Source organism: Sphingomonas humi, from assembly GCF_039536725.1.
Lineage (GTDB): Bacteria > Pseudomonadota > Alphaproteobacteria > Sphingomonadales > Sphingomonadaceae > Sphingomicrobium > Sphingomicrobium humi.
This window is the reverse complement of record NZ_BAAAZD010000002.1, coordinates 566,226-590,872: the sequence shown is the minus strand read 5'-3', so window position 1 is coordinate 590,872 and position 24,647 is coordinate 566,226. Positions and strand designations below refer to the sequence as shown.

Below are 24,647 nucleotides of genomic sequence, written 5' to 3'. Positions count from 1 at the left end.
TCGCGCCAAGGTCCTTCGACTTCGCTCAGGACCAACGAAACCGGGCAGCGCCGTTACATCGCGATGGTGCCGTCCTTGCGGCCCTTGGCGAGCTTCTTGAGCAGCATCTCGCGCTTCAGGCGCGAGAGGTGGTCGATGAACAGCACACCGTTCAGATGGTCGATCTCGTGCTGGAGGCAGACCGCGAGCAGGCCTTCGATCTTCTCCTCGTGCCAGCCGCCTTCGGCGTCCTGCCACTTGGCGCGGATGCGATCCGGGCGGAGCACGTCGGCATATTGGTCGGGGATCGACAGGCAGCCTTCCTTGTAGGGAACGAAGGTGTCGCTCTCTTCCAGCACCTCGGGATTGATGAAGACGCGCGGGTCCTTGACCGGCTTGCCGTCGGCATCCTCCTCTTCCTGAAGGTCGATCACCAGCAGGCGCTTGGGCACGCCGACCTGCACCGCGGCAAGGCCAATGCCAGGGGCGTCGTACATCGTCTCGAACATGTCGGCGATGAGAGTCTTCAATTCCGCGTCAAAGGTTTCGACCGGAGTCGAGGTCTCGCGCAGGATCGGATCGGGAATGCAGACGATGGGGAGGATGGCCATGCGGGGCCAGATAGTGCGGTTTGTGCGTCGGCGAAAGCCAGCGCTTACCTTACCGCCCTTCGACTTCGCTCAGGGCTAACGAGAAGTCGCGAAAACTCCCGTTCGTGCCGAGCGAAGTCGAAGCGCGCTTGCGCTTAGCCGCGGTAGGTCACCTTCTTCACCGCCTCGACCACGTCCGCGGCCTTGATCAGTGCCATCTTCTCGAGATTGGCCGCATAGGGCAGCGGGACGTCGGCGTTGCACACGCGAAGGACCGGCGCATCGAGGTCGTCGAAGCCCTCCTCCATGCAGATGGAGATGATTTCGCTGGCGATCGAACAGGTCGGCCAGCCCTCCTCGACGACCACCACGCGGTTGGTCTTGGCAAGGCTGGTCAGCACCGCCTGCTTGTCGAGCGGGCGCAGGGTGCGCAGGTCGATGACCTCGGCGTCGATCCCCTCGCCCGCCAGCGTATTCGCCGCATCGAGCGCGACCCCGACACCGATCGAATAGCTGACGATGGTGACGTCCTTGCCCTCGCGCATGGTGCGGGCCTTGCCGATCGGCAGCACCCAATCATCGACCGCCGGAAGCTCGAAAGTCTGGCCGTAGAGCAGCTCGTTCTCAAGGAAGACCACGGGATCCTCGCTGCGGATCGCGGCCTTGAGCAGGCCCTTGGCATCCGCGGCGTCGTACGGCGCAATCACGATCAGGCCCGGCACGCTGGCGTACCACGGTCCGTAATTCTGGCTGTGCTGCGCACCGACCCGGCTGGCGGCGCCGTTGGGACCGCGGAACACGATCGGGCAGCGCATCTGGCCGCCCGACATGTAGTTGGTCTTGGCCGCCGAATTGATGATGTGGTCGATCGCCTGCATGGCGAAGTTGAAGGTCATGAACTCGATCACGGGCTTGAGGCCGCCCATCGCCGCACCGGTGCCAAGCCCGGCAAAGCCATATTCGGTGATCGGGGTGTCGATGACGCGCTTGGCGCCGAACTCGTCGAGCAGGCCCTGGGTCACCTTGTACGCGCCCTGATATTGCGCGACTTCCTCGCCCATCACGAACACGCGCTCGTCGCGGCGCATTTCCTCGGCCATCGCATCGCGCAGCGCTTCGCGCAGCGTCAGCTTCTGCATGGCAGTGCCGGCGGGCACTTCGGGGTCGACCGCCTGCGGCTTGACCAGTTGGGTGGTGCCCGTCTCGGCCTTCTTGGGCGCTTCGGCTTCGGCCGCCTGATCGGAAGGCGTCGTCGCCCCGGCGGGGGCCGGGGCCTCGGTCGCCGGATCGCTTTCGCCGCCAGAGGTTCCGGCCTGCGAGAGCACGACTTCTTCGGCTGAATCGCCGCCCATCAGCGCGATCGCGGTGCCGACCTTCACCCCGTCGGTGCCTTCGGGCACCAGGATCTTGGAAATGATGCCCTCGTCGACGGCTTCGAATTCCATGGTCGCCTTGTCGGTCTCGATCTCGGCGAGGATGTCGCCGGCGTTGACCTGGTCGCCTTCCTTGACGAGCCACTTGGCGAGCGTGCCCTCCTCCATGGTCGGGGATAGCGCCGGCATCTTCAGTTCAACGCCCATCAGTAGCGCTCCACCAGCACGTCGGTGAACAGTTCGGCCGCCTCGGGCTCGGGAGCCTCTTCAGCATATTTGGCAGCTTCGACCACGATGTCCTTGATCTCCTTGTCGATCGCCTTGAGGTCTTCCTCGGCGACACCCAGCGCGACCAGCTCCTTTTCGGCGCGCTGGATCGGATCCTGGTTCTCGCGGTAGCTCTGCACTTCCTCGCGGGTGCGGTACTTGGCGGGATCGCTCATCGAGTGGCCGCGATAGCGGTAGGTCTTGAGTTCGAGGATGATCGGGCCCTTGCCCGAGCGGGTCCATTCGAGCGCGACTTCGGCCGCACCGCGAACCGCCAGCACGTCCATCCCGTCGACCTGCAGTCCGGGGATCTGGAAGCTTTCGCCGCGCTTGTAGAAATCGGGCTCGGACGCCGAACGCTCGACGCTGGTGCCCATCGCATAATGGTTGTTCTCGATCGCGTAGATCACCGGCAGGTCCCACAGCTTCGCCATGTTGAAGCTTTCATAGACCTGGCCCTGGTTCGCCGCGCCGTCGCCGAAGTAAGCGAGGTTGACCCCGCCATCTTCGCTATACTTGTGCTTGAGCGCCAGCCCGGTGCCGAGCGACACCTGCGCGCCGACGATGCCGTGCCCGCCGTAGAAGCCATGTTCGACCGAGAACATGTGCATCGAACCGCCCTTGCCGCGGGAGATGCCGGCGGCGCGGCCGGTCAGCTCGGCCATGATGACCTTGGGGTCGATTCCGTAGGCCAGCATGTGGCCATGGTCGCGGTAGCCGGTGATGACGCTGTCGCGGCCGACGGTCATCGCCGACTGAAGGCCGACGGCGACCGCTTCCTGGCCGATATAGAGGTGGCAGAACCCGCCGATGAAGCCGAGGCCATAAAGCTGGCCGGCGCGCTCCTCGAAGCGGCGAATCAGCAGCATCTGCTTGTAGAAACCGAGCAATTCTTCCTTGCTCGCCTGGTAGCGCTGCGGCTGCGGCGGACGCTCCCTGTTGGCCAGAAGCGGGGACGCTTCGGTGTCGCTATTCGAAATCAGGGGAACGGCCGAAGCCGCGGCCTTGGGCGTACGCGCCACTGGTTACCTCGTCTTGCTGAATGGGCGCTCTATAGGAGCGTGCCGCAGGCTAGGGCAACCTTCGCGCGCGAGCGATTACGTATGCGGGCGGCCTGCTCATTTCGTCATGGCGAGCGCAGCGAAGCAATCCACCTACAAGCGATGCGGCATTGAATGCTTCGCTTCGCTCGCAATGACGTGGAAATCAGTCTTCCAGGGTGACGATCACTTCGTCGGGGCGGACGAGGCCGAGATCCTTGCGGACCAGTTCGTCGGCCATGTCGGGATCGGCCTTGCGCGGATCGAGCAGCGCGGAGCGATGCTTCAGCGCCTGCCGCTCGGCCTCGAGCTTCACCAGCTCCTGCTTCTTCGACGACAGGTCGCGATGATAGCCGCCCCAGGCGAGCAGGCCGTTGGGCCCGGCCACCGCATGGCCTGCAAAAGTGCCGATGATGAGCAGCGATACCGCGGGCCACATCGCCCTGCGGATCAGGCCTTGCGCCTGGCTCACTGCTCCCCGTCCCATGGGGAGACAGAATCAGATGTGAGTCATGAGCGCAAGGGGTTCGTGGCGGTAATGTAACAAATAATGCGATTACCTTGTCATTGCGAGCCGACGGCGACGCAATCCATGGCGCAGTGTCGCTGGATTGCCTCGCTTCGCTCGCAATGACGGGTGCTGCAGGCGGTTAGCGGCGATAGGCCTTGAGCGCGGCGCGGCCGGGGTAGCGCGCGACATCGCCGAGCTCCTCCTCGATCCGCAGCAGCTGGTTGTACTTGGCGGTGCGGTCGCTGCGGGCCAGGCTGCCGGTCTTGATCTGCCCGCAGGAGAGCGCGACGGCGAGGTCGGCGATGGTCGAATCCTCGGTCTCGCCCGACCGGTGGCTCATCACCGCCGTATAGCCGCTGGTCTGCGCCAACCGCACCGCGGCGATGGTTTCCGACAGCGTTCCGATCTGGTTGACCTTGACCAGGATCGAATTGGCGATGCCGTCCCGGATGCCCTCGGCCAGCCGCGCCGAATTTGTGACGAACAGGTCGTCGCCGACCAGCTGGCACCGGTCGCCGAGCAATTCGGTCAGCGCCTTCCAGCCGGCCTGGTCGTCCTCGCCCATGCCGTCCTCGATCGAGGCGATCGGATAGTCGCGGACAAGGTCGGCGAGGAAGCGCGCGTTATCCTCGGGCGAAAGGCTCAGCCCCTCGCCTTCCATGGCGTACTTCCCGTCCTTGAAATATTCCGTCGCGGCGCAGTCGAGCGCCAGCAGCACATCGTCGCCGAGCGTGTAGCCGGCGGCGTTGACCGCCTCGCCGATGAAATCGAGCGCGGCGCGGGCCGAGGCGATGTTGGGCGCGAACCCGCCCTCGTCGCCGACTGCCGTCGAAAGGCCCGCCGCGTGCAGCTTGCCCTTCAGCGCGTGAAAGATCTCCGCCCCGCAGCGCAGCGCTTCGGCGAAGCTCGGCGCGCCGACCGGCATCACCATGAATTCCTGGAAGTCGATCGGATTATCGGCATGGGCGCCGCCGTTCAGGATGTTCATCATCGGCACCGGCAACGTGTCGGCCGCGACCCCGCCGACGTAGCGATAGAGCGGCAGGCCCCGCGCATCAGCCGCTGCGCGCGCCGCGGCGAGGCTGACGCCGAGAATGGCGTTGGCGCCCAGCCGGCTCTTGTTCTCGGTCCCGTCGAGCGCGATCAGCGCGGCGTCGATCTCGGCCTGGTCCTCGGCCTCGAAGCCGAGCATTTCCTCGGCGATCTCGCCGTTCACCGCATCGACCGCCTTCGACACGCCCTTGCCACCCCACCGGCCCTTGTCGCCGTCGCGCAGCTCGACCGCTTCATGCGCCCCGGTCGAAGCGCCGGACGGCACCGCGGCGCGGCCCATGCTGCCATCCTCCAGCGTGACGTCCACTTCCACCGTCGGATTGCCCCGGCTGTCGAGAATGGTGCGGGCGTGGATGTCGAGGATGGCGGTCATTGGGTGATGCACTCCGTCATGCTATTTCGTTACGCAGCCGTTGCGGACGTCGAACGGGAGTCCCATGTTCCTCCTGAACGTCGAAGGCCGGAACGGCGGCGGTAGCGGCTCGTTATCGGCCCAGACCCAAGTTTTCCAGCGTCACGAAGGAGAAAGGCTAATGGCCGACACCACGAACAAGCTGCCCGAAGGCACCGACACGGTGATCGACACCGGCGGCAACGGCCGCAGCACGACCGGCATCGCCGGCGCAGGCACGACGAGCGCGACCGGCGGCCGCACCTCGGCCACCAGCAGCGACACCCAGACCGATGCGCTGATCACCCGCGACACGGGCGACAGCGACAGCGAGACCGGCAGCAGCGGCGGGATCCGCGGCATGGTGGGCACCGTCACCGGCAAGGCCAAGGACGAAGCGCTCGGCCGCGCCCGCGGGTTCGTCGGCGAAGGGCTGAAAAGCAGCTCCAACACCCTTGGCAGCATCGCCGGGATCATCGAGGACACCGTCGAGCAGATCGGCGAGCGCCTCGGGCCGCAATATGGCGACTATGCCCGCTCCGCGAGCCAGACGATCCAGCGCTATGCCAGCACGCTCGAGAACAAGGATCCCGACGAGCTGGTGGACGATGCGCGCAGCCTGATCCGCAAGAGCCCGGCGGTGGCGATCACCGGCGCGGCGATCCTCGGTTTCGGCCTCATTCGGCTGATCAAGGCCGGCCTGCCGGAGGAAGACAGCAATGGAACCGGTAACCGTCAGGGCAACCGAGCCAGCACCACCCGGTGATCCGATGCTGAAGCGGACCGAGACCGTGAAGGGCGAACCCGAAGGAATTGGCGACCTCGTCCACCGGCTGGTCGAGGACGCCAAGGCCTATGCCCGGGCGGAGGTCGGCTACCTCAAGGCGATTGGCACCGAAAAGGCCAACGCCCTGAAGGCGCCGGTCATTCTCGGCCTGCTGGCGATCCTGTTCGCCCATGCCGCCTTCCTGGTGCTGATCGCCACCATCTTCGTCGGTCTCGCCTCGCTGATGAGCGATGCGCTGGCCGGGGTGGTGACCCTGGTGATCTGCCTCGCGGCGGCGGGGGGCCTCGGCTACCTCGCCTATGCCAAGGCGACCAAGGGCCTGGAGGATGCGAAATGAGCGGACCGTCGCATGTTCGGATCGCCCGTGCCCGCGGTGACGCCGACCAGGCCAGGGCGCGGCTGATCGCGACCATCGAGGAAGTGAAGGCCAAGCTCGCGCCAGGCAGGCTCGCCTCGAACGCGGTGCAGTCGGCCAAGGACAAGACCATCGTGGTGGCCGACGAAGCGGTCGCCGCGGTCAAGGAGCGACCCGGCCTGACCGCCGGAATCGCTACCGCGGCCGCACTCTACATTGCCCGCAAACCCCTGTTCGCGGCCGTCCGCGGGTTGTTCAGCAGCCCGGATGCGGGGCCGGAAGATGACGATGAAGCGCCCCGCCGCAAGGCCGGCGCCATGGAGAAGATCAATGGCTAAGAACGACACCTACCAGAACGATCTCGACACCGGCACTGCAGCCGGCGGACGCCTTTCGGGCCTCGGCACGACCGCGTCGAGCCAGATCGACAGCTCGCCGCTCATCGCGCTTGGCGCAGGCCTTGCGCTGGGCGCGGTGCTCGGCGCCGTGCTTCCGGGCAGCGACAAGGAGCGCGAGCTGCTCGGGCCTTATGGCCGCAAATTGAGCGAAGCCGGCACCGGCGCGCTCGATCGCGGCCGCGGCATGGCCAAGCAGAAGTTCGACGAAATGGCCGGCGACAAGCTGCGCGAATTCCTCGGCGCAAGCTCGACGGGCACCGCCGACGCCTGACAGGCGCTGACCCCCGTCTGGCGGGGGGACAGGTGGAGGTGGGCCTGCGATCGGCAGGCCCGCCTCGCTCACCCTCGCGCGGGCCGGTCCCTCCGGCAACCGGGAGGGTTTTTTGTGCCCGCCGCTCATGCTAGGCGCCCGCCCATGAGCAAGCTCCACCTCGTTTTCGGCGGCAAGGTCGCCGACCCCCAGGGCCTGAACTTCAGCGATCTCAAGAACATCCACGTGGTCGGCCTGTTCGACAATTATGCCGACGCCGAGGAAGCGTGGCGCGCCAATGCCCAGCGCACCGTGGATGACGCCGAGATGAAATATGTGGTGGTGCACCTGCACCGGCTGCTGGAGCCCGAGGCATAGGCCCTCTCATGCCGGGTGAGCCCTGGTTCATCTACAGGAAGGAGCCGGGCCGCTTTCGCGCCATGCCGGCCAGCTGGCAGGGCTGGGCCGTGCTTCTGGGCGGTATCCTGCTGACAATCGCGGCGTTCTTCGCTGTGATGCGCGCGACCGAAGGAGTGAACCTTTTCGTCCGCATCCTTCTCGGGTTTGTCCCCAATCTCATCGGGATTCTGACTATTTCGGCCATTGCCTATCGGACGGGCCGGCCCTCGCGTTAAGCCTTCCGGTACCGCCACAGCAAAAGCGGGCGCTGGAGCATCAGGCCCGCGAGGAACCCGCCGACATGCGCCGGGGTCGCCAGCAGCATCCCCTGCTGCCCCGCCGACCAGCCGACCACGACCTGCAAGACGGTCCACGCAGCGGCCAGCCAGACGATGTGGATCCAGCGGTTCAGCTTCATGTTCTTGCTGACCAGCCGCGGGCGGCCGAAGCTCAGCGCATAGGCGCCGATCAGGCCGCTGATCGCTCCGCTGGCGCCGATCACCGGGCCGATGCCGTTCGGATCGGTCGCCCATTGCGCGGCCATCGCGACATAGGCGCTCACCACGTAGAGGAAGATCACGCCGCCGCGCCCGAGTACGCGCTCGACCGCGACTCCGCACCACAGCAGCATCAGGAGGTTGAAGCCGAGGTGGGCCACCCCGCCATGGACCAGGGTCGCGGTCAGCGGGGTCAGGAACACCGGCACCGCTTCGAACGGAAAAGCGAGCCCGCTCACCCGCGCGGGTACGAAGCCGAGCGACAGCGGGGCATGCACGCCAAGCGAGCCGAGGCCGGTGAAGATGCTTACCAGCACGGTCAGGACCGCAATCCAGAAGGTCGCGGTGCGGGTGATGTTCGCCATCAGGCCGATATCGTCAGCGCGAGCGGTGGAACAAGCCTTGGCCCGCGGCGGCGATCAGACAAATTCGATTCCCGCGATTTCGTAATAACGGTCGCCGCTGGGAGTCGCGACCTCGACTTCGTCGCCGACCTGGCGGCCGATGAGCGCGCGGCCGAGCGGGCTGTTGTAGCTGATGCGGCCGACCTTGGCGTCGGCTTCCTGCTGGCCGACCAGCTGGTAGCGCACCGGTTTGTCGTCCTCGTCGACGAGGTTGACGGTGGCGCCGAACACGACCTTGTCGCCCGACAGGGTCGTGGGGTCGATCACCAGCGCGCGCGCCAGCCGGTCTTCGATGTCGGCGATATAAGCCTCGATCTGGCCCTGCCGCTCCTTGGCGGCATGATATTCGGCGTTTTCGCTGAGATCGCCGTGGGCGCGCGCCTCCTCGATCGCCTCGACCACTTCGGGCCGTTCGGTCTTCAGGCGCTTCAGTTCGTCTTCGAGCAGCCGATAGCCTTCGGCCAGCATCGGCACCTTCTCACTCGCCATGAATGCCCCTGTCCTTTTTCAAAAGTCTGCCTCCCCCGCATGACGCGGGCCGGGTCGGTCCGGAACGATGGGGAGAGGTTTATACGCGGGCGGAATAATAGGTCTGCAAGGAGCGGACTTCAAGCGACCGGCCCTGGCTGGCCCGGATTGCCCGCGCCATCGCCTGCGCCGCGGCCACCGTGGTGACGTAGGGCACCTTGCGATTGAGCGCAGTGGCGCGGATCGACTGGCTGTCCTTCAGGCTCTGCCAGCCCTCGGTCGTGTTGAAGACGATCTGCACCCCGCCATCGACGATACGGTCGACGATGTGGGGCCGCCCCTGCGCGACCTTGTTGACCCGGGTCACCGGCAGCCCCCGCGCGGCGAGATGATCGTGCGTGCCGCCGGTGGCGATGACCTCGAAGCCAAGCTCGAGCATCGCTTCGACCGCGGGCACGATCCCGTCCTTGTCGCTGTCCTTGACCGACACGAACAGGGTGCCGCCGGCCGGCATGACAGTCCCCGCGCCGATCTGGCTCTTGGCGAAGGCCATTTCGAAATCGTCCGCGATTCCCATGACTTCGCCGGTGCTCTTCATTTCCGGTCCGAGCACGGGGTCGGTGCCGGGGAAGCGGGCGAACGGGAATACGCTTTCCTTGACCGCGACGTGGCGGATGGCGCGGTCGATCACCGGCAGGTTGGCCAGGCTCTCGCCCGCCATTACCCGCGCGGCGATCTTGGCGACGGGGGTGCCTATCGCCTTGGCGGTGAAGGGCACGGTGCGGCTGGCGCGTGGATTGACCTCGATCAGGTAAAGATCGCCGTCCTTCACCGCATATTGGACGTTCATCAGGCCGCGCACCTGAAGCGCCAGCGCAAGCGCCTCGGTCTGCCGCTCGATCTCGGCGATGATGGCGGGCGGCAGGCTGTGCGGCGGGATGGAGCAGGCGCTGTCGCCCGAGTGCACGCCGGCTTCCTCGATATGTTCGAGGACCCCGGCGACGACCACCTTCTCGCCGTCGCAGATGGCATCGACGTCGACCTCGGTCGCGTCGCGCAGATAGCGGTCGACCAGCACCGGGCTGTCCCCCGACACCTGCACCGCGGTGGCGATATAATGTTCAAGCTGGGTCGGCCCGTCGACGATCTCCATCGCCCGCCCGCCAAGCACGTAGGAGGGCCGCAGAAGCACGGGATAACCGATCCGCTCGGCGACCTTGAGGGCTTCCTCGCGGCTTCGGGCGATGCCGTTTTCCGGCTGCTTCAGCCCAAGCCGTGCGACCAGCGCCGCGAACCGCTCGCGGTCTTCGGCAAGGTCGATCGAATCGGGCGAGGTGCCGAGGATGGGAATGCCGGCGCGCTGCAGCCCTTCGGCAAGCTTGAGCGGGGTCTGTCCGCCCAGCTGCACGATCACGCCCTTGAGGACGCCCTTTTCGGCCTCGCGGGTAAGGATCTCCAGCACGTCTTCGTGGCTCAAAGGCTCGAAATACAGTCGGTCCGACGTGTCCGGGTCCGTCGAGACGGTCTCCGGATTGCAGTTGACCATGATGGTCTCGAACCCCGCATCGCGCAGCGCGAAGGCGGCGTGGCAGCAGCAATAATCGAACTCGATCCCCTGCCCGATCCGGTTCGGCCCGCCGCCGAGGATCACGACCTTGGTCCGGTCACTGATCTCGGCTTCGTCCTCGGGCTCACCGAACAGGGGGGCTTCGTAGGTCGAATAGAGATAGGGGGTGGAGGCGTCGAACTCGGCCGCGCAACTGTCGATCCGCTTGTAGACCGGGCGGACGCCCAGCTTCAGCCGGTGCGAACGCACTTCGGCCTCGGTAACGCCGCCGGTCATCGCGCGCATCGCTTCGTGGACGATCCCGCCGCCGCCCGCCTGGAGCTCGCTCATGCCGCGCTTCATCCCGGTCGAGCGGAGGCTGAGCTGCGCCAGCCGCGAATCGCTGAAACCCATGGATTTCAGCCGGCGCATGCCCGCCGCATCGTTGGGCAAGCCAAAGGCGCGCACCTGCCCTTCGGCGCGCACGATCTCGGCCAACCGCTCGAGGAACCAGGGGTCGAAGCCGGCGATCTGGTGGATCCGCTTGACCGTCAGGCCGTGCCGCAGCGCCTCGGCGGCGACCAGCAGGCGGTCGGGGGTGGAAACCGCCAGCGCTGCCTCGACTTCTTCTATGCTCGCCGTCTCGAGATGGCGGACGCGATCGAGCCCGCACAGCCCGATCTCCAGCCCGCGCAGGGCCTTTTGCAGGCTCTCGGCAAAGCTCCGCCCGATCGCCATCACTTCGCCGACCGACTTCATCGCGGTCGACAGCTCGACCGGGGAGCCGGCGAACTTCTCGAAGGTGAAGCGCGGGATCTTGGTCACGACATAGTCGATGGTGGGCTCGAACGACGCCGGGGTCGCGCCGCCGGTGATGTCGTTGGCGATCTCGTCCAGCGTGTAGCCGACCGCCAGCTTGGCCGCGACCTTGGCGATCGGGAAGCCGGTCGCCTTGGACGCCAGCGCCGAGGACCGCGACACGCGCGGGTTCATCTCGATCACGATCATCCGGCCGGTCTTGGGATCGACTGCGAACTGGACATTGGAACCGCCTGTTTCGACACCGATTTCGCGCAGCACGGCGATCGAAGCCGAGCGCATCCGCTGATATTCCTTGTCGGTCAGCGTCAGCGCCGGGGCGACGGTGATCGAGTCGCCGGTATGGACCCCCATCGGGTCGACATTCTCGATCGAGCAGATGATGATGGCATTGTCCGCACGGTCGCGGACCACCTCCATCTCATATTCCTTCCAGCCGACGAGGCTTTCGTCGATCAGCACTTCGGTCGTCGGCGAGGCTTCGAGGCCGGTGCGGACGAAGTGCATATATTCGTCGCGGTTGTAGGCGATCCCGCCGCCGGTCCCGCCGAGCGTGAAGCTGGGCCGGATGACGACCGGAAGCCCGATCGTGTCGAGCGCCGCGAGCGCTTCCTCGAGCGTGTGGACGATCGCCGACTTGGGGCTTTCGAGCCCGATACGGTCCATCGCATCGCGGAACTTCTGGCGGTCCTCGGCCTTTTCAATGGCTTCGGCATTTGCACCGATCAGTTCGACCCCGAGGCGGTCGAGCGTCCCGTCCTTGAACAGCGCCAGCGCGGTGTTGAGCGCGGTCTGCCCGCCCATGGTCGGAAGCAGCGCGTCGGGCTTTTCGGCCTCGATGATCTTGGCGACCACCTCGGGCGTGATCGGCTCGATATAAGTCGCGTCGCACAGCTCCGGATCGGTCATGATCGTGGCCGGGTTCGAATTGACCACGATGACGCGATAGCCCTCGGCCTTCAGCGCCTTGACCGCCTGGCTGCCCGAATAATCGAACTCCGCCGCCTGGCCGATGACGATCGGGCCGGCGCCGATGATGAGGATGGAGGAGATGTCGGTGCGGCGGGGCATTCAATTTCCTAGCGCTAAAGTCGTTCGTGCAAGCAGCGGGGCGGGAGACCCTCATCGGATCGCCGCCCCTTGATACTCCTCCACCGATCCGCGGCTGGCGCGGGCTCGATGCTGAGGCTCGGGTCAGTTCATGCGATTGACGTCGGAAGGCAGATTGTAGCGCGCATGGACCAGGCGGATGTTCGGCGTTTCGGACCGGCACATCGCCTTGAACACCGCGTCCGCCGTCTTCTGCTCGCGCACCCGGCCGTCGCCCGCGGCGAACAGGATGCGGGTGCCGGCGATACGGGTGGTCCCCGGCGCGACGATCATGCTGTTGCTGGCAAGCGCACCGCGAAGCTGCGCCTCCTGCTCGGGTGAAGCGCCCTTGATCGAAAAGAGGAACACCGGGACCAGACCACCCTTCGGCACCTCGCCCAGCACAGGGGCTGCGTAGCTGGGACAGATCGGGGCGTAACGGACCTGCCCCTCGGGCATCTGCCAGCGCTGCTTGTCGGCGGCACCCGCGGGACCGCTCAGCGCCGCAGCGCCGATCAGCGCCGCCATCTTCAATATTGCCAGTCGAGACATGCCGATCTCCTTCCTGCCAAAGCCGTCAGCCCGCGAGCGCACGCCGCCCGCAGACGCCAGTGTCATAACATGCCCACGAAACGCTGGAACAAGTAGAAGCTGTCCTGCGGGCCGGGGCTTGCTTCGGGGTGATATTGCACGCTGAACGCCGGGCGATCCTCAAGCTCGATCCCGCAGTTCGACCCGTCGAACAGCGACACATGGGTTTCGCGCACATTGTTCGGCAGGCCCTCGCGCTCGACCGCGAAGCCGTGGTTCATGCTGGTGATCTCGACCTGCCCGTCGGCCAGCCTTTTGACCGGATGGTTGGCGCCGCGATGTCCCTGGAACATCTTGCTGGTCCGGCCGCCGACCGCCAGCGCGAGCAATTGGTGGCCGAGGCAGATGCCGAACAGCGGCTTTCCGGTGTCCAGCATCTGCCTGATCACCGGAATGGCATATTCCCCCGTCGCTGCCGGATCGCCAGGGCCGTTCGACAGGAAGAAACCGTCGGGCTGGTGCGCCATCACCTCGTCGAAAGTGGCGGTCGCCGGAAGGATCGTCACCCGCGCGCCGGCCTCGACCAGGTTGCGGAAGATGTTGCGCTTGGACCCATAGTCGATCGCGACCACGTGCGGCCGATCGGCTTCATGGCCCTTGTCGGCATAGCCGAGCTCGATCTCCCACTTGCCGCCCGACCAGGTCTTGAGCTGTTCGCAGGAGACTTCCTTTGCCAGGTCCATGCCTTCAAGGCCGGGCCAGTCGGCGGCCATCTTCTGCAGCGCGGGCAGGTCGAACTCGCCATTGGCGGCATGGGCGATCACCACCGTCGGCGGCCCCTCGCGACGCACCAGCTTGGTCAGCGCGCGGGTGTCGACCCCGGCCAGGCCGATGCGGCCGTTGCGCTTCATCCACTCGGGGAAGTCGATGTTCGAGCGGAAGTTGGACGGGCTGGTCACCGGCTCGCGGACGATCGCGCCGACCGCATGGGGGTCGTCCGCCTCGACGTCCTCGTCGTTGGCGCCGACATTGCCGATGTGCGGAAAGGTGAAGCAGATCGCCTGACCGCTGAACGAGGGATCGGTCATGATCTCCTGGTAGCCGGTCATCGCGGTGTGGAAGCACAGCTCCGCCACCGCCGCGCCCTCGGCTCCGAACCCCTGTCCCCACACAACGCGCCCATCGGCAAAGACGAGCGCACCGGTCGCTCCTTGTGGCGCAGACGTGGACACAGGATTGGCCATCGGGGAGAAGGCTCCTTTGCAGGGTTTGGCAACGATGTCGCTAAGCCGCCGCCGCTAAGCGCAAATGGCGGGATGGTCAACCGGAGCGCCAGCATTTAACTGCCCGCTCCATGATCCGCGACACCATCAAGACCGCCCTCGTTTCCGCCATGAAGGGCGGCGACAAGGCCGGCACCGCCACCCTCCGCCTCATCCAGAGCGCCATCAAGAACCGCGACATCGAACTTCGCACCGGTACCGCGCCGGCCGACGACGATGCCTTGGTCACCGAAGTGCTGCAGAAGATGATCAAGCAGCGCCGCGAATCGGTCACCATGTACCGCCAGGGCAACCGCGAGGAACTCGCCGCGCAGGAAGAGTCCGAAATCGCCGTCATCGAGCGCTTCCTCCCCGCCCAGCTGAGCGACGAGGACGCGGGCGCCAAGATCCGCGAGATCGTGTCCGAACTCGGCGCCACCTCGATGAAGGACATGGGCCGCGTCATGGCCGCGGTGAAGGAGCGCCTCGGCACCAGCATCGAACCGGCACGGGCGAGCGCACTGGTGAAGGGGGCGCTCGCTTAGTCTTTCGTACTTCGGCTTCGCTCAGCACGAACGCGACTGGTTGAACTCGATCGTCATCGTTCGTCCTGTGCGAAGTCATAGGCGCGGGCGCTTACCCCACGTACGAACCATCGTTCGCCATGAGCGTAGTCGAAGGGCGCTTGCGCTGATCCCACATACAAACCATCGTTCGCCCTGAGCGAAGTCGAAGGGCGCAGGCGCGAACGCCTACGGATGCAGTTGCATTTTTGGGTCTACCTCCTGCGCTGTCGCGATGGCTCTTTCTACGTGGGCCACACTGACGATCTCGAGCGCCGCCTGCACGAGCATCAGATCGGCACGCATGAGGGCATACGCGAAAGAGGAGGCCTGTTGAATTGGTCTGGTCCGAAGCCACGAGCAGCCGTGATGAGGCACTCGCCTTTGAACGGCGCATCAAGGGCTGGACGCGGGCCAAGAAGGAAGCGCTGATCAGGGGCGACTGGAGTGAGATCAAGCTCCTGTCGAAACCACCGCGCGAGCGTGCTTCGACTTCGCTCAGCACGAACGAGGATGGAGCCGGCGCCAAAGGTCCGTTCGCCCTGAGCGAAGTCGAAGGGCATGCCGCCACATGACCCTCTCCCCCGCCTTCCTCGACGAACTGCGCGCCCGCGTGACGCTGTCCAGCGTCATCGCGCCGCATGTGAAACTCACCCGCGCTGGCCGCGAGTGGAAGGCGTGCTGCCCGTTCCACAACGAGAAGACCCCCAGCTTCACCGTCAACGACGAGAAGCATTTCTATCATTGCTTCGGCTGCGGCGCGCATGGCGATGCGATCCGTTTCCTGACCGACAATCGCGGCCTGCCCTTCATGGACGCGGTGAAGGAACTGGCGGCGTCCGCCGGGATGGAGGTCCCCGCCCCCGATCCGCGCAGCCGGGCGCGGGCCGAGCGGCAGGCGACGCTGCATGACGTCATGGCGGCGGCGCAGGGCTGGTTCGCCGAGCAGCTCGATTCGATCGAGGGCGCGGAGGCACGCGCCTATTGCCAGCGGCGCGGGATCGGAGCGGCGGCGATCAAGCGGTTCGGCATCGGCTTCGCGCCCGACCGCCGCAACGGGCTGCGCAAGGCGCTGGCCGAGCACACCGACGCCAAGCTGATCGAATGCGGCCTCCTGATCCAGGTCGAGGAGAAGGAACCTTACGACCGCTTCCGCGGGCGGCTGATGATCCCGATTCGCGACGCGCGGGGCCGGGTGATCGGGTTTGGCGGGCGGATCCTCGGGGCGGGCGAGCCGAAATATCTCAACAGTCCCGAGACCCCGCTCTTCGACAAGGGCTCTACCCTCTACAACCTCGACCGCGCGTCACCTGCGTCGCGGGCCGCGAAACGGCTGATCGTGGTCGAAGGCTATATGGACGTGATCGGCCTCGACCGCGGCGGGATCACCGAGGTGGTCGCTCCCAACGGCACCGCGCTGACCGAACGGCAGCTCGAATTGCTGTGGCGGCTCGACCCCTCGCCCATCCTTTGTTTCGACGGCGATGCGGCGGGCGAGAAGGCCGCGATCCGCGCCGCCACCCGCGCTCTCCCCCTGCTCGGGGCCGAGCGAACCTTGTCCTTCATCGCCCTGCCCGAGGGTCAGGACCCCGACGACCTGGTCAACGCCGGGGGCCGAGACGCGGTCGAAGCCCTGCTGCAGGCGCCCGAACCTCTGGTCGATCGCCTGTGGCGGCACGAGCGCGACTCGGGGCCGCTCGCCACGCCCGAACAGCGCGCGGGGCTGCGCCAGCGGCTTCTCGCCCACGCCGCGTCGATCGGCGACCGCAGCCTGTCACAGCTTTACCGCGACGAGTGGATGGACCGCTTTTCGGCGCTCACCCGCCGGACAAGTCCCGCCTTCTCGCCCAACGCGCCGCAGCAGCGCCCGGGCAGCTTCGTTCGCGGGCGCGGCTTCGTTCCGCCCGAGCCTCCCGCCAGCGCCGAGGCGCGCGCGATCGGCGCGTCGGGCGTCGACCCCCACACCGCCCGCGCGCTTGCCGCCGGGCTTGCCCGCTTTCCCGACCTGGTGGTGGAGGAAGCCGGCATCCTCGCGGCCCTCCCCTTTGCCGATCCCGCCGCCGAGCGCCTCAAGCGCCGGCTACTCGACGAGGCGCTGCGCCGCGGCTCCCTTGATTCGGCGGCGCTCGCGCCCATCTTGGACGAAGCCGACATCGCCCGGCTGCTCGAAGGAGCGCTCGGGGGTTTCGGCAAGGGTTTCTCCTTCAACCGTTCGGATACCGACCCGGTCCAGGCGCAGGCCGACCTCCGTGCAGTGATCGAACTGCTCGGTGCTCGTCACGAGATTGCGCAGGGACTGGCGGAGGTGGCGTCGCGGCTGCTGGACGACCCGGAAGCTATTTCCGAGCAACACCGACTGTTGCTTGCGAATCAGGAAACAACCAAGAGACTGGCAGATTACAGCGCCAGCGACTAAGCGACCCTTGACCATGGCCAAAGAACCCCTCGAAAACGACGAACAGGACGGCGGCGACGCCCCGCTGATCGACCTCAACGATGCTTCGGTGAAGAAGCTGATCGCGCGCGCCAAGAAGCGCGGCACGATCACTATCGATGAGCTGAACGAAGCCCTTCCGCAGGACCAGATGTCGTCCGAGCAGATCGAGGACATCATGTCCGCGCTCAACGACATGGGCGTGCAGATCGTCGAAAAGGAAGAATCCGGCGACGACGACGAGGAAGCCGAGACCGAAACCGCCAATGACGACGAGGTCGATCCCCTCGACGACGGCGGTCCGCGTCCAGCCGCGGCGACCAAGAAGGAGCCGACCGATCGCACGGACGATCCGGTCCGCATGTACCTGCGCGAGATGGGGGCGGTCGAACTGCTTTCCCGCGAGGGCGAGATCGCGATCGCCAAGCGTATCGAGGCCGGCCGCGACACGATGATCTGGGGGCTGTGCGAGAGCCCGATCACCTTCAACGCGATCATTGAATGGTCGACGGCCCTGAACGAAGGCCGGATGCAGCTGCGCGAGATCCTCGATCTCGAGGCGATGCTGTCCAAGGGCCCGTCGGCCGAGCAGCTCAACGCCGCCGAGAACGACGAGGAAGGCGAAGGCGAAGTGACCGCTGCCGCCGCCGGCCCGACCATCAAGGAAGAGGAAGAGCCCGAAGAACCCTCCGCCGATGGCGACGACGAGGACGAACTGCGCGAGAATCGCGCGCCCAAGCCCGCTGAGGAAGAGGAAGAGGACAACACCCTTTCCCTCGCCCAGATGGAAGAAACGCTGAAGCCGTCGGCGCTCGAGAAGTTCGCGGCGATCACCGACCATTATCGCAAGTTCGCCAAGCTTCAGGACGCCCGCCTCGCCTGCATGGCCGCCGGCACCCCCTTCTCCCCGACCAAGGAGAAGGAATATCAGAAGCTGCGCGAGACGCTGACCGCCGAGGTCGAAAGCGTCCAGTTCCACAACGCCAAGATCGAATATCTGGTCGAGCAGCTTTATGCCTACAACCGCCGCCTGACCGCGCTCGGCGGGCAGATGCTGCGCCTTGCCGAGCGTCACCGCGTGCCGCGCAAGGCGTTCCTCGACAGCTACATGGGCCATGAGCTCGACGACAGCTGGCTGGCGCGCGTCGCCGGCATCGACAAGAAGTTCGCCGCCTTCGCCGCGACCGAGGCCGACACGGTCAATCGCATCCGCACCGAGATCGGCGAGATCGCCCAGGCCACCGGCATGGCGCTCAGCGAATTCCGGCGCATCGTCAACCAGGTCCAGAAGGCCGAGCGCGAAGCCCGCATCGCCAAGAAGGAAATGGTCGAAGCGAACCTCCGCCTCGTCATCTCGATCGCCAAGAAATACACCAACCGCGGCCTGCAGTTCCTGGACCTTATCCAGGAAGGCAACATCGGCCTGATGAAGGCGGTCGACAAGTTCGAGTATCGCCGCGGCTACAAGTTCTCGACCTACGCGACCTGGTGGATCCGCCAGGCGATCACCCGCTCGATCGCCGACCAGGCGCGGACCATCCGCATCCCGGTCCACATGATCGAGACGATCAACAAGCTGGTCCGCACCAGCCGCCAGTTCCTCCACGAAACCGGTCGCGAGCCGACCCCGGAAGAACTCGCCGAGCGCCTCTCCATGCCGCTGGAGAAGGTCCGCAAGGTGATGAAGATCGCCAAGGAGCCGATCAGCCTCGAAACGCCGATCGGCGACGAGGAAGACAGCCACCTCGGCGATTTCATCGAGGACAAGAACGCCGTCATCCCGGTCGACGCCGCGATCCAGGCCAACCTCAAGGAAACGGTCACCCGCGTCCTGGCGAGCCTGACCCCGCGCGAGGAACGTGTGCTCCGCATGCGCTTCGGCATCGGCATGAACACCGACCACACCCTTGAGGAAGTCGGCCAGCAGTTCAGCGTGACGCGCGAACGCATCCGCCAGATCGAGGCGAAGGCGCTGCGCAAGCTGAAGCACCCGAGCCGGTCGAGGAAGATGCGGAGCTTCCTGGATCAGTAGTCAGCCACATGCTTGGCGACGACACAACCTCCGCGCCAACCATGTGACCATTACTCAATGACTATCGTGGCCGGGCAGCTTCAACCAGCTGACCCGGCCGCGTTCGTATCTGGCCTCAGCGCTCCACAAAAACATATTCGTGCTGGCTGTCGCGCGCCGTTAGCGTCTTCTTTCCATCCTTGGTGCCCACCACCATTGGAAAGAAGAGAAACGTCGGATCAGTCGCGACGAAGCTGGTCGTACCGTCCTCATTCTTCTTGGTCCCGAATGGCACGCTCGCAGAGCGAAAGGCGAAGTTCACGCCCTTGCCGTCGCGGATGACCTTCAGCGGACCAAGGTCGGCATTTTCGTAGGAAGCGGCCAAGGCAGCGACGGCGGTGCCGTCAGGCACGCGCGAGACCGACTGAGCTTCCTTCAGCACCTCGGCCTTGATCCGCGTCGCTGCCGCGGTCACGTCGGCGGCTGCCTCCGGCTTGCCGTCGTACAGGATCTCGAGCAGTCGCCGCATGAAGGGTCGCAGCATCGACTGCCCGTCATCGGCATTGGTGAGCAAAACCGCGCCGATGCCTGCGCTCGGAATGATGATGATGTCGCTCTTGTAGCCGCCAAGGCTGCCACCGTGATGCACAACATCGATGCCGTAATCGCTGTCGACCTGCATGCCCATGCCGTATACGCGGTCCTCGCCGACCGGCACGTTCGCGGCCCTCCGGCGCAGGACATTGGCAGCTGAGACATACTGGCGGCCGTCGTCGAGCTTGCCCTCGTTCAGCTCGAATCGGACGTAACGCGCGAGATCGTTGGCTGTCGACCAGGCGCCTCCGGCTGCACCATAGCGGGTGAAGGCATAGTTCAGCTTTTGCCCGTTACCGAGGATCAGCTCGGGCTTGCCGTCGATGTTCATCGCATGCGGGCGCGCCCAGTTGCCGCTCGTCCCCGCGGCGAAGTCCAGCGTCGTCCGCGTCATGCCGAGCGGCTTCCAGACCTTGCCGTTCACCGCCTGGTCGAAGGCGCGGTCGAGATCGACGCCGGGGTAGCTCAGATAACCACCGATGTAGCCGGCGGCCGACGCCATCAGATTGTTATACTGGAAGACCTCACCAAATCCGCTCGTCGGCTCGGTCGCTGCCAATTGCGCAAAGGTGTCCTTGGCCGCCGCCTTGGGATCACTGTTGAGGATGACCTGCAGGTCCTTGCGCGGCAAGCCGGTGCAGGCGCACACAAGGTGCCTGACGAGAACCTTGGACGTTGTCTCGTCACTGCCCAGCCGAAACTGCTTGTAGACCTGCGTGACCGGCTGATCCCAATTCAGTTTTCCCTCGTCTACCAACTTGGCAAGCAGCAAGGTCGCCATGCCCTTGGTATTCGAGGCGATGGCAAAGCTGGTGTCGCCGTCGATCGGCGTGGGATCGCCAAGGCTGCGCACGCCTACGCCACCGGCGTAGAGGGTGCGAGTGCGATCAGTGACGGCGATTGCCGCGCCCGGCACACCAAGCTCCTTGGCCGCTTGCTCCACGAATGACCGAAGGTCAGCGATGCGCGCTGCGTCCATCGGCTTTGCGGTCACGCCGGCGAAGCTCTCGCGCTTGAACCCGGCAGGGCGAAGACTTTGTTGCACGAGCCCAATGGCGGCCAGCCTTTTCTCCCCGGTTGCCTCGGCGCCATCGGCAATGATCACGGTCCAGTCGGCACCGCGGCGGTAAGCCACTGCATAAAGGTCGCGCTTCTCGTTCGGAGAAGTCTCATAGGATGCGACCTGCCGATCGTCCCAGCCGTTGCGAGCCGGGCGCGCGGTGATCAGCTTGGCCGGACGCGCGTTCTGCGGCGCCCACAGATTCCACGCAGCTGTGATCGCTGCAGCGGCGTCCGCGGCGGGACCGACGTCCACGAGCGCGATTTTGTAATCGCCTTCAGGCGCTTCCAGTTCGACGATCTTTCCGTCTGCTTTCTTGGTCCACCCGGGAGACAGGGTGAACGTCGCGCCAGAGGTAGTGGTGGCGGACAAGGAAGACGCTGATTGCGCAGTCGGCGGAGACTGGACCGATGCGGCCATCGCAGAAGTGCTGCCGCTTGCCAGCATGATCGCGAAAACAGTCCAAAGCTGCCCCATCTCACGAGTCCCCCTTGTGATGAAGCAGGCAGCTTACGCTCATCGAAATTCAGCACAACGCAGATCAACCAAATGGCTTGGAAGGTAGACCAATCCTGTTTGCGCACCCCAAAAACCGGAACACTCCCCCTCCCCCACCTGTTCACGCCCCCATGTCACCAACCATCCCCCGCGAAGTCCTGGTCGTCGAGGACGAGCCGCTCGTCCGCATGAACGCGGCCGATGCGCTGGCGGACGGGGGGATCATGGCGTGGGAGGCGGCGGATGCGGCGGAGGCGCTGACGATGCTCGACGAGCATCCCGCTATCGGCCTCGTCTTCACCGACGTGAACATGCCGGGCGACATGGACGGGCTCGACCTCGCCCACGAGGTCCACCAGCGCCGCCCCGACGTCGGCCTGATCGTCACCTCGGGCGCAGTGTCGGTGCCCGAAGAGCAGCTCCCCGACAGCGGCACCTTCCTGCCCAAGCCCTACCCCACCGACCGCCTCGTCCGCATGGTCGCCGCAAAGCTCGACACGCCCGCTGGCGACTGACGCGCGGGCAAGGGCGGCGCCCCTTGCAATGTAGGATTGCGGCTGATTTACGATAAGGACGATGGCGCTCCCCTCCACCCTGCCCCGCCGCTTGCCCGCCCTGGGCAAATCCGCGGCCATAAAGATGGTGGGCAGCCCCGAACCGAGGCGCGGACCGTGTCAACTTCGACAACTTCGCAGCCCCGGCAAGGCCGCACCCCGTCAACTTCGACACCTTCGCGGCCCGGTCGCCGCTGCTCCGCGGATCGCCTGAGGTGAAGCCCGCCACCGGCAAGTGGGTCGTCGCCGCTCCCTTCTTCACGCCTGCTCCTGATGGCCCGGACCGCTGGCTCGACGATTTCGTCGACGATCCCCGCTTCACCTTCGCCAAGGTCAGGCCCGCCCCGGTTGCGGCGGAGCCGGGCTGGCACAGCCGCAAGCGGCGCGACACCGGGCTCGGTGGCTGGAAGTCCTACTGGGGCCACGCGGCGCGGGCGCGGGCAGCGGCGGGCCCCGACGGCGGCATCATCACCGTCTTTCCCCAGCTTGCCCTCGTTGCGGCGATCCAGAAAAGATTGGCCGGCGCGCGCAATCCTCTGGTCGCGTGGTGCTTCAATGTCGGCGCGCCGCCTTCCAAGGTACGCCGGCTACTCGGCCGCTGGGCTTTCCGCGCGGCCGATCATGTGGTGGTCCACTCGACCCGCGAGGTGGAGCTTGTGCGCTCGTGGTTCGACATCCCGGCCGGCAAGGTGTCGTTCGTGCCCTTGCAGAAAGGCGGCCTCGACGAAGTCGCGCCCGAAGACACCGCCAATCCCTTCATCCTCTCGATGGGATCGGCGAACCGCGATTATGCGACCCTGTTCAGGGCGATCGCGGGCACCGGCATCCCGCTGGTGGTGGTCGCGGCCGAACGCTGCGTCAGCCACCTCGCCGTGCCGAGCGAAGTCACGCTCCTGCGCGACCTTTCGCATGCCGAATGCCTGACGCTGGTCGGCCGCGCCCGGCTGAGCGTCATCCCGCTCGCCGACGTCGAGGTCGCGTCGGGACAGACTCAGGGCCGGCGACTGGGCCGGAGCGGCCGGCCGGTCATCGCCACCCGCTCGGCCGGCACGACCGATTATGCGCAGCATGGGGAGACCGCGCTGTTCGTCGACGGCGGCGATCCGGCCGCCCTTCGCGATGCGATCACCGCCCTCTGGTCCGACGCGCCCTTGCGAGCCGCGCTGGCCGACAAGGCGCGGATTTATGCCGCCGACCATTTCTCCGATCAGGCGGCGGGCCGTGCCCTGGGCCGGATCCTCGCCGGGATCGCGCCCGGGGGGGCTTGACCCTCAGCGGCAGGTCGCGGCTTCGCTCCGGCACACGCCATCGACGCTCCCCGGCGCGAGCTTGAGCCCGATCCAGCTTGCCACCGTCGGCAGGATGTCGACCGTGTCGGCGGCCGCGGTCGGGCTGGCCGGCTTGTGGCCGGGGGCGACGAATAGGATCGGCACGCGGCGGTCATAGTCCCAGGGCAGCCCGTGGCTGGCGACGCCGCCCTTGGTCGGCCTCGTCTTGGTCGCGACCCCCGCCTTGAGCACGAGATAGAAATCGCCCGACCGCTGGGGGTCGAAACCGGCGCGGACACGCTGGGCAAGGGTCCAGCGACTGGAGTCGCCCGTCGGCATCGGAAGCCGGGCCGATTCCTCGGCGGTGATCACCGTCTCGACCTGCGGGTGGGCCCGGTAGCGCGCCAAGGCCGCGGCGAGGACGGCGGGACGGCGGCTCGGTTCGATCTCGCGGTCGAGCCAGACAGCGCCGCCGATGCCATCTCCGAGGAGCGCCGGCCGCGAGAGGCCGAGGTCGGCGGCAATGACCTTGCCCATCGCGTCGGCCCCAAGTGCCGGATCGGCCCGCTGCGCCCGCGTGTCGCCCTGCGCCCGCAGGCGTTCGGGAAGGTCCGCCGCGCCGTGGTCGGCGCTCAGCACCACGGCATAGGGCACGCCGCGGCGATCCATGACCGATAGGAAGTCGCCAAGCTCACGGTCGAGGGCAAGGAGGTGGAGGCACATCTCCTGCCCGCCCCAGCCGTAGCTGTGCCCCACCCGGTCGGTTGCGGAAAGGCCGACGGCGAGGACGTCGGGCGCCGGACCGCGCCCGAGGTTCAGTTCGCTGGCAAGGCCGGCGGCAAGCGCCAGCACCGCGCCGTCATGCTCGGGAGAGGTGCGCATCCCCTCCTCGTCCCCGGCGGCCCGGCCGAGCGTGCCGTTGCCGACCGTCAGGGTCGGGGTCAGCTGGTAGGGCGTCGCGCGCGCCTGGCACAAGGGAGGCGGCACGAGCGGCGGGCGGGCTTGCGCGAACTGGGCGGCAAAGGCGGCGCGGAAGCGCGGCAGGGTGGCCGGCACCGGCGCATCCTTGAGGTCGCTCACCCAGTCCTTGCCGTTCCAGTACCAGCGCTGGTCGACCCGCGCCCCGCTCATCATCACGGCCGTCCGGTCCTTGCCGGCGACGGCGACGTTGCGGCTGCGCGGATCGCGCGCCTTGAGGAGCTCGCCGAGCGTCGGCACCTTGAGGTGCACCGGGCTGACCTGATAATTCTGGAAGGTTGATCCGGGCGCCGCCTCGTCTTCGGCGCAATAGACCTTCTTGTCGGCACGCGGCGCGCCCTGGTTGATCCAGTTGTTGGCGATCACCCCGGTGACGCCCGGGTGATGACCCGTCAGAAGCGTCGAGTGGCCGGGGCAGGTCTCGGTTTCGGCATGGCTCTGGTAGCCATTGACGAAGGTCACGCCCTGGTCGACCAGCCGCTTGAACCCGCCAGTGAAGTGGGGGCGATAGGTATCGAACAGGTCGGCCGACAATTGATCGACCGAAATCGCGATGATCAGCCTTGGCGGGGCTGCCTTGGGCTGAGCGACGGCGGGAGCGGCAAGCGAAGCGGCAGCGGCAAAGGCGGTGAACACGGACAGACGCATGGAAACTCCCACAGCGCCCCGACGCCAAGC

23 protein-coding genes and 1 pseudogene are annotated in these 24,647 nt (G+C 66.4%); 12 read left to right on the top strand and 12 right to left on the bottom strand.

The features are described from left to right. Positions 1-53: 53 nt before the first annotated feature. From def to eno, 5 genes are all read right to left on the bottom strand, one after another. On the bottom strand, positions 54-590 hold the full coding sequence (gene def, locus ABD729_RS10765; RefSeq protein WP_344710246.1) for a peptide deformylase: 537 nt from the start codon (positions 588-590) through the stop codon (positions 54-56). A 134-nt stretch (positions 591-724) separates the two neighbouring features. Continuing rightward, entirely contained in the window at positions 725-2,149 is a 1,425-nt protein-coding gene (locus tag ABD729_RS10760; protein WP_344710245.1) for a pyruvate dehydrogenase complex E1 component subunit beta, read from the bottom strand. Beyond that, positions 2,149-3,156, bottom strand: coding sequence for a pyruvate dehydrogenase (acetyl-transferring) E1 component subunit alpha (pdhA, locus tag ABD729_RS10755; RefSeq protein WP_344711415.1), 1,008 nt, complete (start codon positions 3,154-3,156; stop codon positions 2,149-2,151). Before pdhA ends, ABD729_RS10760 begins: the two co-directional genes overlap by 1 nt. 259 nt (positions 3,157-3,415) lie before the next feature. After that, positions 3,416-3,736: an FtsB family cell division protein gene (locus ABD729_RS10750; RefSeq protein WP_344710244.1), complete on the bottom strand. Its 321-nt coding sequence runs from the start codon at positions 3,734-3,736 to the stop codon at positions 3,416-3,418. 163 nt (positions 3,737-3,899) lie between these two features. Next, positions 3,900-5,186 carry a phosphopyruvate hydratase gene (gene eno / locus ABD729_RS10745; RefSeq protein ID WP_344710243.1) on the bottom strand — a complete coding sequence of 429 codons (1,287 nt, stop codon included), beginning with the start codon at positions 5,184-5,186 and terminating at the stop codon, positions 3,900-3,902. Positions 5,187-5,346: 160 nt separating this feature from the next. Here eno and ABD729_RS10740 point away from each other — a divergent pair, with 160 nt between their 5' ends. From ABD729_RS10740 to ABD729_RS10715, 6 genes are all read left to right on the top strand, one after another. After that, on the top strand, positions 5,347-5,970 hold the full coding sequence (locus ABD729_RS10740) for a hypothetical protein (protein ID WP_344710242.1): 624 nt from the start codon (positions 5,347-5,349) through the stop codon (positions 5,968-5,970). Between the two features lie 4 nt (positions 5,971-5,974). Beyond that, entirely contained in the window at positions 5,975-6,328 is a 354-nt protein-coding gene (locus ABD729_RS10735) for a phage holin family protein (RefSeq protein ID WP_344710241.1), read from the top strand. Next, on the top strand, positions 6,325-6,684 hold the full coding sequence (locus tag ABD729_RS10730; RefSeq protein WP_344710240.1) for a DUF3618 domain-containing protein: 360 nt from the start codon (positions 6,325-6,327) through the stop codon (positions 6,682-6,684). The genes ABD729_RS10735 and ABD729_RS10730 overlap by 4 nt, the downstream gene beginning before the upstream one ends. Then, positions 6,677-7,015 (top strand): hypothetical protein, encoded by a 339-nt coding sequence (locus ABD729_RS10725; protein WP_344710239.1) that lies wholly within the window; start codon positions 6,677-6,679, stop codon positions 7,013-7,015. The genes ABD729_RS10730 and ABD729_RS10725 overlap by 8 nt, the downstream gene beginning before the upstream one ends. 144 nt (positions 7,016-7,159) lie before the next feature. After that, the gene (locus ABD729_RS10720) at positions 7,160-7,372 is read left to right on the top strand and encodes a DUF4170 domain-containing protein (protein ID WP_344710238.1); all 213 of its coding nucleotides are present in this window, start codon (positions 7,160-7,162) and stop codon (positions 7,370-7,372) included. Positions 7,373-7,380: 8 nt separating this feature from the next. After that, positions 7,381-7,629, top strand: coding sequence for a hypothetical protein (locus ABD729_RS10715; protein WP_344710237.1), 249 nt, complete (start codon positions 7,381-7,383; stop codon positions 7,627-7,629). Here the strand turns inward: ABD729_RS10715 and ABD729_RS10710 are convergent. The 5 genes from ABD729_RS10710 to carA form a co-directional block, all read right to left on the bottom strand. Further along, a complete protein-coding gene (locus ABD729_RS10710) occupies positions 7,626-8,255 on the bottom strand; it encodes a rhomboid family intramembrane serine protease (protein WP_344710236.1) in 630 nt (209 codons plus the stop codon). The genes ABD729_RS10715 and ABD729_RS10710 overlap by 4 nt on opposite strands. 54 nt (positions 8,256-8,309) lie before the next feature. Next, positions 8,310-8,783 (bottom strand): transcription elongation factor GreA, encoded by a 474-nt coding sequence (gene greA, locus ABD729_RS10705; RefSeq protein WP_344710235.1) that lies wholly within the window; start codon positions 8,781-8,783, stop codon positions 8,310-8,312. A 79-nt stretch (positions 8,784-8,862) separates the two neighbouring features. Continuing rightward, complete coding sequence (gene carB, locus ABD729_RS10700; protein ID WP_344710234.1) at positions 8,863-12,198, bottom strand: carbamoyl-phosphate synthase large subunit; 3,336 nt, start codon at positions 12,196-12,198, stop codon at positions 8,863-8,865. A 123-nt stretch (positions 12,199-12,321) separates the two neighbouring features. Then, entirely contained in the window at positions 12,322-12,768 is a 447-nt protein-coding gene (locus ABD729_RS10695) for a hypothetical protein (protein WP_344710233.1), read from the bottom strand. A gap of 62 nt (positions 12,769-12,830) precedes the next feature. After that, positions 12,831-13,991, bottom strand: a complete 1,161-nt coding sequence (gene carA / locus ABD729_RS10690) for a glutamine-hydrolyzing carbamoyl-phosphate synthase small subunit (protein ID WP_344710232.1) — start codon at positions 13,989-13,991, stop codon at positions 12,831-12,833. Between the two features lie 110 nt (positions 13,992-14,101). Here carA and ABD729_RS10685 point away from each other — a divergent pair, with 110 nt between their 5' ends. The 4 genes and pseudogenes from ABD729_RS10685 (at position 14,102) to rpoD (ending at position 19,038) form a co-directional block, all read left to right on the top strand. Beyond that, positions 14,102-14,554 (top strand): GatB/YqeY domain-containing protein, encoded by a 453-nt coding sequence (locus ABD729_RS10685; RefSeq protein WP_344710231.1) that lies wholly within the window; start codon positions 14,102-14,104, stop codon positions 14,552-14,554. A 213-nt stretch (positions 14,555-14,767) separates the two neighbouring features. Next, positions 14,768-15,147: pseudogene (locus tag ABD729_RS13865) on the top strand (GIY-YIG nuclease family protein). Then, positions 15,144-16,988 carry a DNA primase gene (gene dnaG, locus ABD729_RS10670; protein ID WP_344710228.1) on the top strand — a complete coding sequence of 615 codons (1,845 nt, stop codon included), beginning with the start codon at positions 15,144-15,146 and terminating at the stop codon, positions 16,986-16,988. Before ABD729_RS13865 ends, dnaG begins: the two are co-directional and overlap by 4 nt. A gap of 13 nt (positions 16,989-17,001) precedes the next feature. Further along, positions 17,002-19,038, top strand: a complete 2,037-nt coding sequence (rpoD, locus tag ABD729_RS10665; RefSeq protein ID WP_344710227.1) for an RNA polymerase sigma factor RpoD — start codon at positions 17,002-17,004, stop codon at positions 19,036-19,038. Positions 19,039-19,153: 115 nt separating this feature from the next. On the opposite strand, the gene ABD729_RS10660 is transcribed toward rpoD, so the two are convergent. Continuing rightward, positions 19,154-21,043, bottom strand: a complete 1,890-nt coding sequence (locus ABD729_RS10660) for a serine hydrolase domain-containing protein (RefSeq protein ID WP_344710226.1) — start codon at positions 21,041-21,043, stop codon at positions 19,154-19,156. A gap of 257 nt (positions 21,044-21,300) precedes the next feature. Between ABD729_RS10660 and ABD729_RS10655 the strand changes: the two genes are divergently transcribed. After that, positions 21,301-21,684: a response regulator gene (locus ABD729_RS10655; protein WP_344710225.1), complete on the top strand. Its 384-nt coding sequence runs from the start codon at positions 21,301-21,303 to the stop codon at positions 21,682-21,684. Between the two features lie 254 nt (positions 21,685-21,938). Continuing rightward, on the top strand, positions 21,939-22,991 hold the full coding sequence (locus ABD729_RS10650; RefSeq protein WP_344710224.1) for a glycosyltransferase: 1,053 nt from the start codon (positions 21,939-21,941) through the stop codon (positions 22,989-22,991). A 3-nt stretch (positions 22,992-22,994) separates the two neighbouring features. On the opposite strand, the gene ABD729_RS10645 is transcribed toward ABD729_RS10650, so the two are convergent. Then, positions 22,995-24,617 (bottom strand): alkaline phosphatase family protein, encoded by a 1,623-nt coding sequence (locus tag ABD729_RS10645; protein ID WP_344710223.1) that lies wholly within the window; start codon positions 24,615-24,617, stop codon positions 22,995-22,997. Positions 24,618-24,647: the final 30 nt, after the last annotated feature.